This is a genomic window from Streptomyces sp. NBC_01439 (genome assembly GCF_036227605.1).
Taxonomy (GTDB): Bacteria; Actinomycetota; Actinomycetes; order Streptomycetales; family Streptomycetaceae; genus Streptomyces.
Genome location: NZ_CP109487.1, coordinates 1,867,027 through 1,884,738 on the forward strand (window position 1 = coordinate 1,867,027; position 17,712 = coordinate 1,884,738).

Consider the following 17,712-nt stretch of genomic DNA (forward strand, 5'->3'; position numbering starts at 1 on the left):
AGATCAGCTCTTGCGGAAGTGGTCGACGGCGATCGTCACGGACCCTGCAGAGGTCGCCTCGACGAGCCGTACGATCGCGACTTCCCGCTGGTCAGGGCTTCGTACGCAGAAGGGGCGCTCCTTCGCGAGCGCCTTGAAGGGCAGGGTCGTCACGGGCCGGGTCTCGATGCCCCGCGCACAGTCGTCCGGGGTCAGCTCTCCGCTTCCGTCGGCTACGAAGGCGTCGGACTCCTCGGGGAGCAGGAAGGCGTCGGAGTCGCGCGCGAGGTACCAGGCGGCCGTCTCGACGGGAACCACCTTCCCGGCGCGCAGGTCGAACTCGTAACCGGAATCCGGGGCGGTCAGCTCGGCCTGTGCGTATCCGGGCACGTACGCAGAGGCCGCCGGTCGGGGCGGGGCGGCGGTGGGTTCCACGGCGGGGGCGTCGCCCTCCTCCGGGGGCAGGCCGAACCAGTAGGCACCGCCTCCGCAGGCCAGGAGCGCCGCCGCGGCCAGGGCGACCGCGGGTAGCCGGCTCCGGTCGCGCCGCCGTTCACGGCGCGCCGGGGGCGCAGGGGCCACGGGGGTCACAGGGGCCACCGGGGGCACGGCGGCTACCGGGGCCGGACTCGGGACCGGGACCGGACTCGGGGCGGGGGCCGGGCTCGGGGCGGGGGCCGGACTCGGGGCCGGGGCGTACGGCATGGTTCCGCCCCGCCCGGCGGCCGGGGCGTGATGCGCGGCCGCCGCCCTGGTCGCCTGGAGGTGCTCCGGTACGCGTACGGGTACGGGCACGGGCGGCCCAGGCCTGCCGGACCCCGCGGACGGGCCGGCCGGGGCCGCGGACTCCCCGGCCGGGGCCGCGGACTCCCCGGCCGGGCCGCCGTCCGCCCGGCCCCCGACCTCCTCCAGCACCGGCCGGGGCAGCCAGCCGTCGGTGAACTCCGGCCGCTGGCCCACGAGGGGGTGCGCGCGGACGGCCGCGATCAGTTCGGCGGTCGTGGGACGGTCCTGCGGGGACTTGGCCAGGCACCACGACAGCAGGTCGTGCAGCTCGGGCGGGATCCGGCCGAGGTCCGGGTGCTCGTGGACCACCCGGTACAGGGCGCCGGACTCCGGCCCGTTCCCGAAGGGCGGGACCCCGGCCGCCACGAACCCGGCGAGCGCCCCGAGCGCGAACACGTCGGTCGCCGGCGTCACCGGGTGGCCCAGCGCCTGCTCCGGCGCCATGAAGGCGGCGGTGCCGATCCGAAGGCCCACGCCGGTCAGCGCGGCGGCGTCGGCGGCGCGCGCGATACCGAAGTCGATCACCCGCGGCCCGTCCCCCGCGATGAGCACGTTCGCCGGCTTGAGGTCCCGGTGGACGACGCCCACCCGGTGGATCTCCTGGAGGGCCTCGGCGATGCCGGCGACGAGCAGCAGCACCGTGCGCACCGGCAGCGGCCCGTGCCGCTGCACGACCTGGTGCAGCGAGGGGCCGGGCACGTACGCCGTGGCCAGCCACGGGGTGTGGTCGTCCTCGCCCGAGTCGACCACCTGCGCCGTGAAGAGGCCGTGGATCCGGCGCGCGCTCGCCACCTCCTGGGCGAAGCGCTCGCGGAACTCCGGGTCCGCCGCGAACTCCCGCCGGACGGCCTTCAGGGCGATGGGGCGGCCGCCCGGCGTGTACGCCAGGTAGACCACCCCCATGCCGCCGGAGCCGAGCCGGGCGTGGAGGCGGTAGCCACCGATCTCGTGGGGGTCGTCGGCGGACAGGGCCGTGAGGGCGGACTGTACGCCGGGAAGCTGAGCGAACATGCGGTGGCTCTTTCAACGATGCGGCAATGACCTGGGGCGCATCGTGCTGCTAACTAAAGTTTCAGTCAATGTGTGACAATGCGAGACGCACGCCGCCAGAAGGGAGGATCACCCGGTGTCGGATCGAAGAAGGGCCATCCTGGAGGGCGCCGCCCGGGTCATCGCCAGGCGCGGGGTCCGCGGACTGCGAGTGGGCGACCTGGCGGCCAAGGCCGGCGTGTCGACCGCCTTGATCTACTACCACTTCAAGGACCGGACCGGCATCCTGCGGCACGCCCTGGCCTTCATCAGCGACCGGGCCGACCGCTACACGGGTGCCGCCGACGAGGTGGGCGCCGCACTCCCCGCGACGGACCCGCGCCGGCTCCTGGAGCGGATCCTGCTGCTCGAATTCCAGGACCTGCCCGAAGTGCGCGAGAACAGCACGGCCTGGGGGGAGCTGCGGGCCCACACGATCTTCGACCCGGAACTGCGCGAGGAACTCACCGCAGCCGGTACGGCCTGGGTGGAGGAGGTCGCCGGCCTGCTGGCCGCCGCGTGCCCGGCCGCGCCGGGCGCCGCCGTCAGCGCCGCCGCCGAGCGACTGACCGCCCTCCTGGAGGGACTGAGCGGCCGCTGGCTGAGCGGCCTGCTGCCCGTGGCGCACGCCCGCGACCTGATGCGCGCGGCGATCGGAGTCGAGGTCGACCGGCTCGGTTCCCTCGCCACGCAAATTGACTGAAATTCCAGTCAGTGCAACAGTGGGCGACATCCGGCCCGCACCACTTTCCCGTGCGTACCGGATGTTATCGGTGCAAAGCGTGCGCCCTTTGGATAGGGCCCGGCCCGCCGGCCTGTGCCACGCCTCCCGTGCCCGCCCTGGCCGGACGCCCCTCGCTCCGCCAGCACACGATCGGAGTCCCCCGTGTCGTTCACTCCCCCCACCCGCCGGTCCGTCCTCCGTACCTTCGCCGGGATCGGCGCCGCCGTCTTCGGTGCCGCGGCCTGCGGGCCCGCCGAATCCGGTACGCGGCCCGGCGCCGCCGGCTCCTCCCAGCCCGCCGCGGACGGAAAGCGCCGGTTCGGCGCCGAGTGGGAGATCCACACCCGCACCTTCATGTCCTGGCCGGCCCTCGCCTCGGTCTGGGAGCAGGACCTGCCCTACGTGCGCGAGGACATCGCGCGGATCGCCCGGGCCGTCGGCGACTACGAAGAAGTGATCATGATGGCCCGGCCCGACCAGGTGGCCGCGGCCCAGAAGGCCGTCGGCTCCCAGGTCGAGGTGATCCCCCTGGCCGTCGACGACCTGTGGGCCCGCGACACCGTCCCCGTGTTCGTCGAGGAGGGCGCCAAGGTCGTCGGCGTCGACTTCAACTTCAACGGCTGGGGCAACAAGCAGGAGCACACCAACGACGCCCAGGTCGGGCGCCTGCTGCTGCAGAAGTACCAGATCCCCAGGGTGCAGGCCCCGCTCGTCGCCGAGGGCGGTTCCTTCGAGACCGACGGCGAGGGCACCCTGATGGTCACCGAGAGCTCGATCGTCAACGACAACCGCAACAAGGGGAAGTCCCGGGACACCATCGAGGCCGAGCTCAAGCAGACCCTGGGCGTCCAGAAGGTCATCTGGCTGGCCGGCGTGCGCGGCGAGGACATCACCGACGCGCACGTGGACAGCCTCGTACGCTTCACCGCCCCCGGTGTGGTGCTGCTGGACCGCGCCCACCCCAGCACCCCGCCGGACTCCTGGTCCCGCTCCGCCGACCAGGCGAAGTCCGTCCTGTCGAAGGCGACGGACGCCCGCGGCCGCCGTTTCGAGGTCATCGACCTCCCGCAGCCCGACCTGAACCGGATCACGGGCGAGGGGGACGACTTCGTCTCCACCTACGCCAACTTCTACGTCGCCAACGACTCGGTGTTCGTGCCCCAGTTCGGCGACCGCAAGGCGGACGACCGCGCCCGCGGCATCCTGCGGGAGCACTTCCCCAAGCGGGACGTCGTCATGGTGAAGATCGACACCATCGCCTCGGGCGGCGGCGGCATCCACTGCTCGACCCACGACCAGCCCGGCAAGCCCGCCGCCTGATCCGTCCCGCACGCGCCCCGCGCCCGTGCCCGTGCCCCCGCCCGCACCCCGCACCCCGCACCCCACACCCCGCACCCCGCACCACCGGAGCCACCGTGTCGAACTCCCACCGCCCCGCACGCCCCGCGCGCCCCGCGCGCCGCGTCCCGCTGGTGCCGGGCCTGATCCTGATCGCCATCGTCGCGGCGGTCATCGTGGGGGCGTGGCTCCAGTTCGGGGAACGCCAGGCCCTGGACACGGTGTACACGGCGGGGCGCGCCGACCGGGACCGCATCGACGTCAACGCCACGATCCAGCGCGTCGACGCCGCGGGCCGCGAGATGACGCTGCGCGTCCGGGTCACCCCCAGGGGCGCCCTGGCCGAGGCCGACGGTGTCTCCCCCGCCGATGACCTCACCGTCCAGACCTCGACGGCCACCCGGGGCGACCTCACCTTCAAGGCGCACCAGCGCATCTCCACGATGGACGTGCCCGTGGCCCTGACGGGCGGCTCGATCACGGACTACCCGTTCGACTCCTACGGGGCGGACGTCGGGTTCAGCGCGGTGCTCGGCGGCGAAAGGGTCCCGGTCCGGGTCACGCTCTCCAACAACGACGTCCTGTTCTCGGCGACGGTCGACGCCTCCACCGAGCAGGGCATCGCGGTCCTCGACATCGGGCTGGACCGGTCCAACAGCGTGTTCGTCTTCGCGATCTTCATGATGCTCGCCATGTGGGCGCTCGCCGTCTCGGTCCTGATCGGCGGCTGGTACCTGGTCACCCGCCGCAAGGGCCTCACCTGGCCCGCCCTCGGCTGGATGGCCGCGACCCTCTTCGCGCTGGCCGCCTTCCGGAACACGGCCCCGGGCTCCCCGCCCATCGGCTGCCTGCTCGACTACATCGCCTTCCTCTGGGCGGAGACCGTCATCGCGTTCTGCCTCATCACGGTGGTCATCACGGGCATCCGTGCCGAACCCCCGGCGACGCCCCCCACGAACGCACCCTGAGGGCCGGCCCGGGACGGACGCCGCGGCGCTCGCTCCCGCCGTTCACTTCCCGGCGTTCACTTCCCGGCCGGTCGCTCCCCGGCGGTCACTCGGGGGCGGTCACTCTGCGGCGCGTGCTGCGGGGCGGCCCGCACCGCGCGCTTCCAGTACGAGCTTCGCTGCCGGCCATTCCGGCCGGGTGAGGCTGTACACCGCGGTGTCGCGGATCCAGCCGTCCCGCATGACCATGTGGTGCCGCAGTACGCCCTCGTGCGTCGCACCCAGCCCGGCGATCGCCGCCCGTGACTTCGCGTTCCGTACGTCTGTCAGCAGCTCGACCCGGTTCATCCCCAACGCCTCGAAGGCATGCGTCAGCATCAGCAACTTCGCCTCGGTGTTCACGCCGGTCCGCTGACGGGACTCCGCGAGGAAGGTCCAGCCGATCTCCAGCCGCCGCTGCGCGGTGTTGATCATCATCAGTCGGGTGGAGCCGAGGACCTGCCCCGTCGCCGCGTCCACCGTCGCGTACGGGATCTGCGTGCCCTCGGCACGCGCCGCCATTGCCTCTTCGATGAAGCCGCGGACGTCGTCCGGGTGCGGGACGGACGTCACGGCGAGCTCCCACAGGCTGCCGTCGCGCACCGCCGCGCACAGCCCGTCGTGGTGCCTCAGCTCGAGCGGCTCCAGCCGGACCCGCCCGCCCACGAGTTCCACCAGCTCCACCGGCGCCAGCCCGTTCGACGTCGCCTTCGCCTTGGCCTTTGCCTTCGCCTGCTCCATGTCTGACCTGCCCGTCCCCCGCGTCCAACACGACGGACCGACCTTACTCGGCGCCGATCACCGGCCCCAGCGGAATTCGCCCGGGGCGGCGGCCGAGCCAGCCGGCCGCCGCGCCCCGCGCGCTCAGACCAGTTCGGGCTGCGGTTCGCGTCGCGGTTCCGGCAGGCGCACCGCCGTCTCCGCGGCGGCCTCCCGTTCCCACTTCTTGGTGATCCGTACGTAGCCGTAGATCACCGAGGCCATGGCGAGGAGGAGCAGCGGCCCGAACACCCACGGATACGCGGCCAGCTGCACCGACAGATAGCGGTACGAGATCAGGTACGCGACGAACACCGCGGTGCCGTAGGTGGTCAGCAGGATGCCGGACCGGTCCCAGCCGCGCGCGAGCGAGCGCAGCGCCGTCTCGATGGTGACCGTGAACACCACGCCGGCGATGATGTCCGCGCCGTAGTGGTAGCCGAAGCCCAGGGTGGCGCCGAGCGTGGCGATCAGCCAGAACGTGCCCGCGTAGCGCAGCGCCCGAGGGGCCCTGCGGGAATGGATGAAGATCGCGGTGGCCCACGCCGTGTGCAGGCTGGGCATGCAGTTGCGCGGGGTGAACTCGTCGAAGGGCATCGGTCCGGGAGTACCGAGCGGCGGTGGCGTGTTCGGCCACAGGTCGGCCACCGCCCACTGCGCGCCGTCGGCGCCGTAGGCGAAGATCGGTCCGACCACGGGGAAGATCATGTAGATGCCCGGCCCGAGCAGCCCGATGACCAGGAAGGTGCGCACCAGGTGGTGGCTCGGGAAGCGGCGCAGGGCCGCCACGTGGCGCAGCTGGTACAGGGCGACGGCGACCGCGGCGACCGCGAGCTGGATGTAGACGAATTCGAGGACCCGGAAGCCGACCGTGCCGGTGGCCTCGACGATCTTGCCGGCCACCCACGACGGATTGCCCAGGGCGTGGTCGGCGGTCGCCACGTACTGGTCGAGCACCATCGGGCGGGACTTCGAGGTGATCAGCAGCCAGGTGTAGCCGGTCTTGCGGCCGGTCACCAGCAGCAGGGCCAGCCCCACGCCCTTGAGCAGGAGGAGACGCTCCCGTCCGGTGCGACGCGTGACGGCGATGACGGCCCAGGCCAAGGTCACCAGCAACGCGCCGTTGCCGAACATCATCTGGGCGCCGACCACCCACCGCACGAGCCAGAAGACGAGGTCGATGCCGATCGCGGCGGCGAGCCCGATGAAGCGCTGCCGCCAGGTGAGCACGACCATCATCAGCGCCATGCTGGCGTACAACACCGTGCCCGATTGGGGGGCGAAGATCACTTCTCGGGTCTGGACGGTGATCGGACCCGGCACGCCGTACTGGCGCGCGGCCAGCTCCAGTGCAACGAGGAATCCTAGGCCGATCACACCCACCGCGGTCCACAGCACGACCCGGGGTCGGGGACGCGCGGCGGACCTGGTGCCGTCGCCTATTCGAGAAAGAACCCGCGATATCGAAGATGTCAATTTCCGGCCGCTTATCGTGGTCCAACGTGAACATTGTCAGACCGGACATGTTAACGGAGTGGGTAGGTTTGATTGATCGAGGGTGCCTTATCTGACCGGAAAATGTGACCGGTTGCCGCCCCCGGCGGGGACGGCAACCGGACGTCAGTCGGTGATCGCGATCTTGCCGTTGGCCGGGACGGGCCCCGCCGGTTCGGTCGCGGTCGAGGTCGAGGTCGTGGTCGTGGTGAGCCCCTTGAGGAGCCGGGCGAGGTCGACGCCTGTGGTGGAGGAGAGAAGTTCCATGCCCTGGGCGACGTTGTCGGTGACGGTGCGGGAGAGTTTGCTCGCGCCGTCGGTGGAGATGACGGTCATCTTGTCGATGGCGGACAGCGGTTCGGCGGCCTTGGCCACGACCTGGGGCAGTGCCTCGACCATCATCTGGATCATTGCGGCGTCGCCGTAGCTCTCGAAGGCGTCGGCCTTCTTCTGCATCGCCTCGGCCTCGGCCGCGCCCTTGGCCGCGATCGCCGCCGCTTCCGCGTCGCCCTCAAGGCGGACCGCGTCGGCGATGGCCGCGCGACGGGCGCGTTCGGCCTCACCGCGCTTGGCGCCCTCGATGGCTTCGGCCTCGGCGAGGGCGGAGCGGCGCTGCTTCTCGCCCTCACCCGTCAGGCGGGCCCGCTCGGCCTCCGCCTGGGCGGCGGCGATGGCGGCGAGGCGCTCGGCCTCGGCCTGCTTCACACGGGCCACCCGCAACGCTTCGGCCTCCTGCTCCGCCTGGTAGCGGCGGGCATCGGCGGGCTTGCGGACCTCGGTGTCGAGCTGTCGGTCGGTCAGCGCTGCCTGCCGCTCGGCGACCTTCTCCTGTTCGGCCAGGATCTGCTGCTGCCGGTCGGCGTCGGCCAGCGGGCCGGCTGCGTTCGCCTGGGCGGTGGCGGCGTCGGTCTCGGCCTTGATCTCGGCCTGGCGCAGGTACAGGGTGCGCTGTGCGACCGCGATCTCCTCCTCGGCCTTCAGCCGGGCCTGCTCGGCGGCCCGACGGGCGTTGGCCTCGGCGATGTCGGCCTCCTGCTTGGCGCGGGCGGCCTCGGGACGGCCGAGGTCCTCCAGGTAGGAGCCCTCGGTGGTGATGTCCTGGATCTGGAAGGCGTCCAGGACGAGGCCCTGGCCGGAGAGGCTGGCCTCGGCCTCCTCCGCGACCTGTCCCGCGAAAGCGGCCCGGTCGCGGATGATGTCCTCCACGGACATCCGTCCGACGATGGCCCGCAGCGCGCCGGACAGCACTTCCTGGGTGAAGCCGACGATGCCGTCCTGCTGCTGGAGGAAGCGCTGGGCGGCGGCGCGGATGGCGTCCTCGTTGCCGCCGACCTTGACGATCGCCACGCCTTCGAGGTGCGCCTTGATGCCGCGCAGCGTGACCGCTCCGCGGACGGCTATCGGAATGTGCCGGCTGGACAGGTCGAGGGTGTGGCGCTGCTGGACGAAGGGCACGACGAACACCCCGCCGCCGACCACGACCTTCTGGCCACTGGTGTCGGTGAAGACCTGTCCAGTGGTCGGATCGGTGGACTTCTTGCCGCGCCGGCCGGTGATCAGGAAGGCCTCGCTGGGACCGGCGACCTTGTAACGGGTGACGACGACCAGTGCGAGCAGCACGAGGAGTACGACCACTCCCACGACCGGAACGACGACTGAACTCATGGTGGATCCCCCCTGCCCGCTCTCACGAGGCAGATCGGTGGTGGATGAGAAGGTGAAAGCACCCGGGTCGACGTCCCGGACCGGGCGCTCGGGCCGGCGCAAGGGCCAGCCGCTCGGATCGGCGCAAGGGCCAGCCGCTCGGATCGGCGCAAGGGCCAGCCGCTCGGATCGGCGCGCGGGGCAGCGGCTGGGGTCAGCGCTCGACGGCGCGCACGCCGACCGAGGTGGACGACGGCGTCGCCGTCACCCACACCTCGGCGCCGAGGGCCACCGGCCCGTCGGCGGTCGCGGCGTACTTGACCGGCTGGCCGCCCAGCCTCAGCAGGACCTCGCCGTACCCGCCCGCCGGAATGGCGGTGACCACGGTGCCGGCCGACCCGACGAGCTCTCCGTGGCGCGGGGCGGCCCCGCTGCCGTTCCGGGCGAGGGCAAGGCTCAGCCGGTACGTCGACCAGCCGGCCCCCGCACCGGCCGCAGCCCCGGCGGCGGCTGCCGCTCCCGGCCCGAGACCCGTGGTCCCGAGCACGATCGCCCCCGTGAAACCGAGCATCGAAACGAAGCCCGCGACCACCGGGAGCGACAGCCATCCGTCGAACAGTCCGTCGAGGGCACCGTCGAAGACGCCTTCGAGGACCCCGTCGAACACCAGCGAGCCGGCCAGCAGGACGACTCCCCCGATGCCGAGACCCAGAAACAAGTCCATGAGCACCTCCCCCGCTCGGCCGGCATTTCCGCCGGACAACCGCATCGTGCCAGCGCGCGGAGGTGCCGCACATTGCCTGCCTTCGGCAATCTTTACGACTCTTTGACGCCGCGGTCCGGCAGGGTGCCCCCGGTCACGCCGTGGCGTCGGGCCAGCCCAGCAGCCGCGATCCGATCACCGCGGTCTGGAGCGTGTACCGGTCCGCAGGGTCCGCACCGGTGAGGGCGTGGAGGCGCCCCAGCCGGTACGTCAGGGCGCGCACGCTCAGCGAGAGGCGGCGGGCGGTCTCCGTGGCCACGCAGCCGCTGTCGAAGTAGGCGGTGAGGGTGTCCAGCAGGGGCTGGGGGCCGCCGCGCGCCTGGCGGAGCGGACCCAGGACGCTCTCCACGAGGTCGACCATGACTTGCCGGTCGCGGCTGAGCACCGGGTAGACCAACAGGTCGGACGCGTGCAGCAGCGGCCCCTCCAGCCCCATCCGCTCAGCGATGTCAAGGGCGTTGAGGGCCTCTTCGTAGGAGTGGACGACCCCGCCCGGGCCCGGGTGGGAGCGGCCGACGGCGACCCGCCCGCCGTCCGTCGCCGCGTGCGCCTGCTTGGCGAAGTAGGCCAGGACATCGGGCTGATCGCCGGGGGCCACACAGATGAGGCTGCCGTCCTTGGTGGCCAGCAGGATCTGCCGGTTCCCGAACCGGCCGAGGACCGCCTCCTCGATGCGGCGCGCCACGGGGTAGCCGTCGCCGTACGGCTCGGGTCCGGCGGCCACGGCCACCGCGTGGGCCTGCGACAGGCGCAGCCCGAACCGTTCGGCCCGCTCGGCCAACATGCCCAGTCCGCTGCGCCCGTACAGCAGGTCGTCGATGAACTCGCGGCGGGCCGCCTCCTCCTGACGGACCGCCTGGCGTTGGGAGCGCTCGTACCCCTCGACGAACGCGTCCACCGCCTGCTCGACCGCGGCGAGCAGGAGCGCCGGTGACCGGGTCGGGACGTTCTGGGCGGCGGCCAGATGGTCCCGTATGAGCCCGCGCAGCGGCAGACCGTCCTCCGCCGCCCGCTGTCCTTCGCCGCGGCGGGAGTCGAGCTCGGCGCGGGTGAGGCGACGCCCCGTGGCACTTGCGTCCCGCAGCATGTCGGCATAGCCGCCGAGGCGGTCCTGCGGTGCTTCCCGATCCGCCACCCTGCTCCCCCGATCCCGGCACGCGCCTTCGCCCGCCCTCGACTCGGAACCAGGGTGACACGCGTACGGGGGCGCGCCCGCACCAGGACCTGGAGACATGTCGGTGCGGCAGCCGGTCCGCGCTCAGTCGGCGGCACGGGGGACGGCTCGTGCGAGCAACCCGTCGACGAACGTGCGCAGCACCTCGGGGTAGATGTCCCGCGCGGCCAGCTCGGCCCACCGGACGCCGATGGCGGCCAGGTGGGGCAGCCGGGTCGGGTCCAGGTCGTCGCGGTAGGCGAAGGGTTGCCCTTCGTCCCGTCGACGGCCGGAGTGCGCGCGGACGAGGACCTCGCCGACGGTGTAGTACCAGATGCCGCGGAAGACGTCGACGCTCTGCTCGGGCGTGCATCCGTGGTCGGCGGCGCCGGCCACGATGGCTTCGACCATCCACATCGCGGATTCGTCGAGGAGGCCGACGAAGCCGTCGGCCGAGAGGACCTCCGCGGCCCACGGCCAGGCCGCGAGGGCGTCGTGCATCGCTGTGGTGGCCGTGACGATGCGCTCCCTCGGGTCATCGGGCAGCGGGGGGCGTCCCATCTGCTCGATGTGTTGGTTGAGCAGGAGGAGCAGCAGGTCTTCCTTGTTCCGGATGTGGTGGTACAAGGTCGTCGGCCCGATGCCGAGCTCGGCGGCGAGACGGCGGACCGTCAGCTTCTCCCAGCCGCCCTGGTCGATGAGCCGTCGGGCGGCCACCAGGATCTGCGCACGGGAGGTCAGGGGCGGCCGGCCGGTGCGGCCGTGCGGCGCGGGCGCTCGGGACATCTTCCCATCATGCCGCCCCGCCGTCCTCCGCGGTGAAACGGGTGCAGGTGCAGCCCTTCGCGTTTCACCACGGCCTGCCCGATGATACTTTCGGAACATGTTCCGAAACTCATTAGGCAGCGCAACAGACGGCGTCGGGATGGGAGTTCGTGATGACGAATAGTTCGGGTGTCCGGCCGGGGCTCGCGCTCGCCGCGGTAGCGCTCGTGCAGTTCATGGTGTCGCTGGACCTGTCGGTGGTGAACGTCGGACTCCCCCAGATCGCTGCCGGCCTCGGCTTCAGTGCGGTGGGCCTGACCTGGGTGATCCATGCCTACGCCCTCGCCTTCGGCGGGTTGCTGCTGCTGGGCGGCAAGGCCGCCGACCGGTACGGCCGCAAGCGGATCCTGCTGCTCGGGCTCGGACTGTTCGGGCTCTCCTCCCTCCTCGGCGGCCTCGCCCAGGAGCCCGGCCACCTCGTCGCCGCCCGAGCGGCACAGGGCGTGGGGGCCGCCGCGCTCGCTCCGGCCGCACTGGCACTGCTGACCGCGACGTTCCCCACGGGCAGGGCCCGTATCAAGGCCTTCGGGGTGTGGAGTGCGGCGAACGCGGCCGGCGGCGCCCTCGGCGTCATGATCGGCGGCGTGCTCGTCGAGTACGCCACCTGGCGATGGGTCATGTTCGTGAACGTGCCGATGGCGGTGTGCGCGCTGGCCCTGGCCTGGCGCGGCGTCGCCGGGGGGCCGCCGACCGCTCGTGGTGGCCGCCCGGACGTGCTCGGTGCCGCCCTGGTCACGGCGGGCATGACCCTGCTCGTGTTCGGCGTCGTCCGCACCGATCGGTACGCCTGGACCTCGCCGGTCACCCTGACGACCCTGGCGGTGGCCGCCGCACTGCTGGCCGCGTTCATCCGTGTCGAGCTGACCACCACCCGTGAACCGCTGATCCGACTCGGGCTGTTCGCCAACCGCTCGGTCGCGGGCGCGAACGCCTACACGCTCCTGATCGGCGCGGCCATGACATCCGGCTTCTACTTCGTGTCCCTCTACCTCCAACAAGTCCTCGGAACCGGGCCGGCGCGGACCGGGATGATGTTCCTTCCGTTCGCCCTCTCACTGGTCGCCGGCTCCGTGCTCGCGGTCAAGCTCGGCTACCGCCTCGCACCCCGCACGCTCCTGGTCACCGGCGGTCTCCTGGCAGCCGCCGGGCTCGCCCGGTTCGGCCTGATCAGCCCCGACGGCGGCTTCACCACCGACGTCCTCGGGCCCTCGCTCCTCGCCGGCGCCGGCTTCGGGCTCTGCCTCGGTCCGGTCGTCTCCCTCGCCACCGCCGGCGTCGCGCCCCACGAGAGCGGCGCCGCCGCTGGCCTGCTCAACAGCTCGCGCCAGATCGGCGCCTCGCTCGGCCTCGCCGCCCTCGGCGCCGCGGCGCATCACCGCACCGGCGGGACGGCCACGCCCGGGACGCTCAACGACGGATACGCCCTCGGGCTGACCCTCGGCGCCGCGCTCGTGATCGCCGCGGTCCTCGTGGCCCTCGCCGTCCTGCGCAGAACCGGTCCACCGTCACGGGCCCGGCGGACCGGGGTGGACGGCGCGGCGGGAGCGGACGTGGCAGGACTGCTGCGCCCCTTCTACACGAGCTTCGCCGCCGTGGTGGCCCTGCAGGTCGTCGGAGCATTGGCGGGTCTGATGCCGCTGCTGGCGGTCGCCGAACTGGGGCGCACCCTGCTGGCGCCCGGCCCGATCGATCACGGTCATGTCCGGATCGTCGTGATCGCGGGTGCGGTCGGCCTGTTCCTCCGACTGCTGTTCACGGCCGCCTCCTCGGGAATCGGGCACGTCGTCGACGGCCGGGTGCAACTGGCGTTCCGTCGGCAACTGGCCGCGCAGCTGGGGCGCGTACCGATCGGATGGTTCTCCCGGCGCCGGACCGGCGAGTTGGCGAAGGTGGTGGGGGAGGACGTCAGCGCCGTGCACCCTTTCATCGCGCACACCCCCGGCGAACTCGTCGCCGCCTTCGTGGTGCCGCTGGCGTCGCTGGTCTACTTGTTCACCGTCGACTGGCGGCTGACCCTCATCACGCTGATCCCGGTCGCGCTGGCAGTGGTGCTGGTCCCCCTGATGATGACGCCGACCCGGCTGCGCGAACAGGAGGACTTCGACGCGGCCATGGGACGGATTTCGAGTTCCGTCGTCGAGTTCGTCCAGGGCATCTCGGTGGTCAAGGCGTTCGGCGGATCCGGGCGCGCCCACCGCAGGTTCCGCACGGCGGTGGACGATTTCTTCGGCAGCTTCCTGCGGATGGTGCGCTCTCTCGCCGGGATCGCCGCCGGGATGCAAGTGGCCCTGTCGCCGCCGTTCGTGCTGTTGGCCGTCCTGATCGGCGGTACGGCCCTGATCACCACCAGTGGCATGGCTCCGGCCGACCTGCTGCCCTTCCTGCTGCTCGGACTGGGCCTGACCGCTCCCGTGGCGGCCCTCGGCCACGGGTTCGACGACGTGCAGGCCGCCCGGCGCGCGGTCGGCCGGATCCGGGAGGTGCTCACGGTGCGGTCGCTGCCGGAGCCCGCGCACCCGGTCGCACCGCAGGGTCACCGGCTGGAACTGCGTGGCGTCCGATTCGGCTACGAAGCCGATCACGAGGTCCTGCGCGGGGTCGACCTGGTGCTCGAACCGGGGACGACCACCGCACTGGTCGGGCCGTCGGGCAGCGGGAAGTCGACGCTGGTCCAGCTGTTGCCGCGGTTCTTCGACCCGACCCACGGTTCGATCACCCTGGGCGGTGTCGACCTGCGTCAGCTCGACAGCGGGGAGCTCTACCGGAAGGTCTCCTTCGTCTTCCAGGACGTCCGGCTGCTGCGCTCGTCGGTCGCGGACAACATCGCACTGGCGGTACCGCACGCCGACCTCGACGACGTGGTGCGCGCCGCCCGGCTGGCGAACGTGCACGATCGGATCCTGGAACTGCCCCGCGGATACGCATCGGTGATCGGCGAAGACGCAGGGCTGTCGGGTGGTGAGGCACAGCGGATCGCGCTCGCGCGCGCCCTGCTCGCCGACACGCCGGTTCTCGTGCTCGACGAGGCGACCGCCTTCGCGGACCCGCAGACCGAACGGGCGGTGCGCCGGGCCCTCGCAGCGCGGGATGGCGACCGGACGATCCTGGTCGTCGCCCATCGCCCGGAGACGATCGCCGACGCCGACGCCGTCGTGATGCTGGACGACGGGGCAGTCGTCGAACGCGGTGCGCCGGCCGAACTGCTGTCACTTGACGGCAGGTTCGCCGCGTTCTGGCAAGCCCGACGGTCGGCGATCGCCGACCGGACCGAAGCCCACAGTGGCGTACCGCAAGGAGGCGATCCCCGATGATCCGCACGCTGCTGCGCGTGCTGGGGCAGGAGTACGCCCGGCCGGTGCGTCGCACCGTGGCCCTGATGACGGTGACCGCCGTGGTCGAGGGTGTGTCCTACGCACTGCTGGTTCCCGTGCTGCGGGCGCTGTTCGGGGGCACGCCCGAAGACGCCTGGCCCTGGCTGATCGCGTTCGGGGCCGCGGTCGCGGTCTACGCGGGCTTGCGCTACGTCAGCGACCGGTCCGGCTTCCTTGCCGGGAGCACGCTGTTGCGCGGCACGTACCACCGTCTCGGCGACCATCTGGCCCGGCTGCCGATCGGCTGGTACGACGCGGGCCGCATCGGGGAGGTGTCCGTCCTGGCCGGCCGCGGCGTCCTGCAGGCGATGAGCGTGATCGCGCATCTACTGGCACCGTTCATCTCCGCCTGTGTGACCCCGCTGGTCATTCTGGTGGTGATGCTGGCCTTCAACTGGCAGCTGGGACTCGCGGCGTTGGCCGCCGTACCGATCGTAGCGGCGATCCAGGTCCGGACCGGACGCTCGATGGCCGCCACGGACGCCGAGCGCCACGCGCGCGACCACGAAGCCACCGGGCGGGTCGTCGAGTACCTCCAGGCCCAGCCGGTGTTGCGCGCGGGCGGCCGGACCGCGGAACGCTTCCGGTTGCTCGACGACTCGTTGCGGGAGGTCCAACGCGCCTCCCGACGAACGGTGCTGGCGGCGCTGCCCGGCGTGGTCGGTCTGGCACTCGCGGTGCAGACGGTTTTCACCGTCGTGCTGGCGCTGGGCGCCCACCTCGCGCTCGGTGGGAGCACCGGTGCGGCGGAGGTCTTGGCGATCCTGTTCCTGGCCGCCCGCTGCGCTGACCCGCTGCTGTCACTGTCGGACATCGGCGGTCGGCTCCGCGGCGCACGGTACGAACTGGCGCGGCTCGAGGAGGTATTGCACACCGAGCCGCTACCGGAACCGGCCGAACCGCTCCAGCCGGAGCGCCACGACCTGGAGTTCGAATCCGTCACCTTCCGGCACGGCGACCGCACCGTGATCGCCGACACCTCGTTGTCCGTGCCGGAGGGACAGCGGCTCGCCGTCGTCGGACCGTCGGGCGCGGGCAAGAGCACGTTGCTGCACCTGCTCGCGCGGTTCTACGACGTGGACGCCGGCGCAGTGCGCGTGGGAGGTGTGGACGTGCGCGCGATCGACACGGAGGTGCTGATGGCGCAGTTCGCCATCGTCTTCCAGGACGTCCACCTCTTCGACGGCACGATCGAGGAGAACGTACGCCTCGGCCGCCCGGACGCCGACGAAGCCGAGGTGCGGGCGGCAGCCGGCGCGGCACGGCTGGACGAGGTGATCGAGCGGCTGCCCGGCGGCTGGGCGACGCATGTCGGCGAGGGCGGCACAAGGCTGTCGGGCGGCGAACGCCAGCGCGTCTCGATCGCGCGGGCGCTGCTGAAGGACGCGCCCGTCGTGCTGCTGGACGAGGTGACCTCGGCGCTCGACCCGGTGAACGAGGCAGCCGTCCACGAGGGCATCGAACGCCTCATGGCCGGCCGAACGGTGGTGATGGTCGCGCACCGGATGCGGACCGTCCGACGCGCCGACCGCGTCATCTTCGTGGCCGGCGGCCGGATCGTGGAGGAGGGCAGCCATGACGCGCTGCTGCGCCGTGGCGGCCGCTACGCCGCCTTCTGGAAAGCCTCCCTCGCACCGGCGGCGAGCGAATGACCCGTCATGAGGTCCGGCCCGTCGGCCTGTAGCGACATCTCCCGGCCCCGAGCTGCGCCTGCGCTTGCCCCCCGCCGAAGGGCTGAACCTCTCGCCGAACTCCCCTGGTACTCCTTCACCGGCGGGGGTGATCCCGGACCGTGCCCGGACGGACCGTGCCCGGACCCCTCCTGGCGCCAGGAGCTCAACGCCTGCGGGTGGCGCGGCGCCCCGCTCACGGGGTGAGGGCCCGTTCGGGTTCGGGAGGTGGCAGTATGCCCGTTCATGGCAACGAGGGATGACAGCGATGAGGCGTACGTCGTTGGGTTGTGCGAGCGGATCCTCGGGGAGAACGCCCTGACGCAGCACAGGTTCGACTGGCTGCTCGGAGATCCCGGATCGGGCGGCCGACGCGTCCAACTACCAGTCGACGCCTACTGGCCGGGGCATCGGCTGGTGGTCGAGTACCGCGAACTGCAGCACGACCGGCCGATGCCCCACTTCGACAAACCGGACCGCCTCACCGTCAGCGGTGTCCACCGCGGCGAACAGCGCGCCCTGTACGACGCCCGGCGCGAGGAGCAGATCCCCGCGCACGGGCTGCGCCTGGTCCTCGTCCGCCCCGCCGACCTGGATGCGGACGGCCGCGGACGACTGCGCCGCAACGAAGCGGCCGACCTGGCGGCGCTGAAGGAGATCCTGGCCCGTGCCAGTGACGAGGACCGGGTCACCGGTACCTTCCGCACCTGGCTACTGGCCGAGGGCTGGACACCCGTCGATCCCACCGACCGGTGGACCGACTTGGAAGCCGTACGCGGCCGGGATCGGCTGATCTGCGAAGCGAAGGGCCGCACCAGCGAGAAGGGCACCGACGCCGACACCGCCTACGGCCAACTGCTGCGCCGCATGACGAGCCCGGACCCGCACACGCGCTACGCCCTCGTCGTGCCGTCCTCCTCCCTCAAAGCCGCCGCACGCGTCCCGACCCACGTCCGACAGCTCCTGCGCATCGACGTGTACGAGGTGACGGACGACGACCGGGTGCTCCGGCTGACCGACTGATCGATGCCGGGCATCGCGTCGACTTCGGATTCACTGCTTGCGGCGGGGAGTTGCCGTCCGCGCCGCGGAAGTCGAGATCCGCCGGGGTACTTGCGATCGCACCCCGCCCGCCCTGCCCCGATGCGAGAATGCGGCTCTTGGCCGGAGAGTGCGTCGGCTCACAGCGGG

General features: G+C 72.1%; 13 protein-coding genes. 6 read left to right on the forward strand and 7 right to left on the reverse strand.

What is annotated here, in order from left to right:
• Positions 1–3: 3 nt before the first annotated feature.
• Complete coding sequence (locus OG207_RS08185) at positions 4–1,776, reverse strand: serine/threonine-protein kinase (RefSeq protein ID WP_329097258.1); 1,773 nt, start codon at positions 1,774–1,776, stop codon at positions 4–6.
• A 115-nt stretch (positions 1,777–1,891) separates the two neighbouring features.
• Between OG207_RS08185 and OG207_RS08190 the strand changes: the two genes are divergently transcribed.
• The 3 genes from OG207_RS08190 to OG207_RS08200 all read left to right on the forward strand — a co-directional run bounded on the left by OG207_RS08190 (position 1,892) and on the right by OG207_RS08200 (position 4,824).
• On the forward strand, positions 1,892–2,497 hold the full coding sequence (locus tag OG207_RS08190) for a TetR/AcrR family transcriptional regulator (protein WP_329097259.1): 606 nt from the start codon (positions 1,892–1,894) through the stop codon (positions 2,495–2,497).
• Positions 2,498–2,680: 183 nt separating this feature from the next.
• Positions 2,681–3,838, forward strand: a complete 1,158-nt coding sequence (locus OG207_RS08195; RefSeq protein ID WP_329097260.1) for an agmatine deiminase family protein — start codon at positions 2,681–2,683, stop codon at positions 3,836–3,838.
• 95 nt (positions 3,839–3,933) lie between these two features.
• Complete coding sequence (locus OG207_RS08200) at positions 3,934–4,824, forward strand: DUF4436 family protein (protein ID WP_329097263.1); 891 nt, start codon at positions 3,934–3,936, stop codon at positions 4,822–4,824.
• A 99-nt stretch (positions 4,825–4,923) separates the two neighbouring features.
• On the opposite strand, the gene OG207_RS08205 is transcribed toward OG207_RS08200, so the two are convergent.
• The 6 genes from OG207_RS08205 to OG207_RS08230 all read right to left on the reverse strand — a co-directional run bounded on the left by OG207_RS08205 (position 4,924) and on the right by OG207_RS08230 (position 11,441).
• Positions 4,924–5,583 carry a GNAT family N-acetyltransferase gene (locus tag OG207_RS08205; protein WP_329097264.1) on the reverse strand — a complete coding sequence of 220 codons (660 nt, stop codon included), beginning with the start codon at positions 5,581–5,583 and terminating at the stop codon, positions 4,924–4,926.
• 123 nt (positions 5,584–5,706) lie between these two features.
• Positions 5,707–6,999, reverse strand: a complete 1,293-nt coding sequence (locus tag OG207_RS08210) for a DUF5933 domain-containing protein (protein WP_329097266.1) — start codon at positions 6,997–6,999, stop codon at positions 5,707–5,709.
• 222 nt (positions 7,000–7,221) lie between these two features.
• Positions 7,222–8,760: an SPFH domain-containing protein gene (locus OG207_RS08215; protein ID WP_329097268.1), complete on the reverse strand. Its 1,539-nt coding sequence runs from the start codon at positions 8,758–8,760 to the stop codon at positions 7,222–7,224.
• A gap of 193 nt (positions 8,761–8,953) precedes the next feature.
• A complete protein-coding gene (locus OG207_RS08220; protein ID WP_329097270.1) occupies positions 8,954–9,463 on the reverse strand; it encodes a hypothetical protein in 510 nt (169 codons plus the stop codon).
• Positions 9,464–9,596: 133 nt separating this feature from the next.
• On the reverse strand, positions 9,597–10,637 hold the full coding sequence (locus OG207_RS08225) for a PucR family transcriptional regulator (RefSeq protein ID WP_443072687.1): 1,041 nt from the start codon (positions 10,635–10,637) through the stop codon (positions 9,597–9,599).
• Positions 10,638–10,760: 123 nt separating this feature from the next.
• Positions 10,761–11,441 carry a TetR/AcrR family transcriptional regulator gene (locus tag OG207_RS08230; RefSeq protein ID WP_329097272.1) on the reverse strand — a complete coding sequence of 227 codons (681 nt, stop codon included), beginning with the start codon at positions 11,439–11,441 and terminating at the stop codon, positions 10,761–10,763.
• A 152-nt stretch (positions 11,442–11,593) separates the two neighbouring features.
• On the opposite strand from OG207_RS08230, the gene OG207_RS08235 reads away from it, so the two are divergent.
• The 3 genes from OG207_RS08235 to OG207_RS08245 all read left to right on the forward strand — a co-directional run bounded on the left by OG207_RS08235 (position 11,594) and on the right by OG207_RS08245 (position 17,544).
• On the forward strand, positions 11,594–14,791 hold the full coding sequence (locus tag OG207_RS08235; protein ID WP_329097273.1) for an MFS transporter: 3,198 nt from the start codon (positions 11,594–11,596) through the stop codon (positions 14,789–14,791).
• Entirely contained in the window at positions 14,788–16,503 is a 1,716-nt protein-coding gene (locus OG207_RS08240) for an ABC transporter ATP-binding protein (RefSeq protein ID WP_329097274.1), read from the forward strand. The genes OG207_RS08235 and OG207_RS08240 overlap by 4 nt, the downstream gene beginning before the upstream one ends.
• A 264-nt stretch (positions 16,504–16,767) precedes the next feature.
• Complete coding sequence (locus OG207_RS08245) at positions 16,768–17,544, forward strand: hypothetical protein (protein ID WP_329097275.1); 777 nt, start codon at positions 16,768–16,770, stop codon at positions 17,542–17,544.
• Positions 17,545–17,712: the final 168 nt, after the last annotated feature.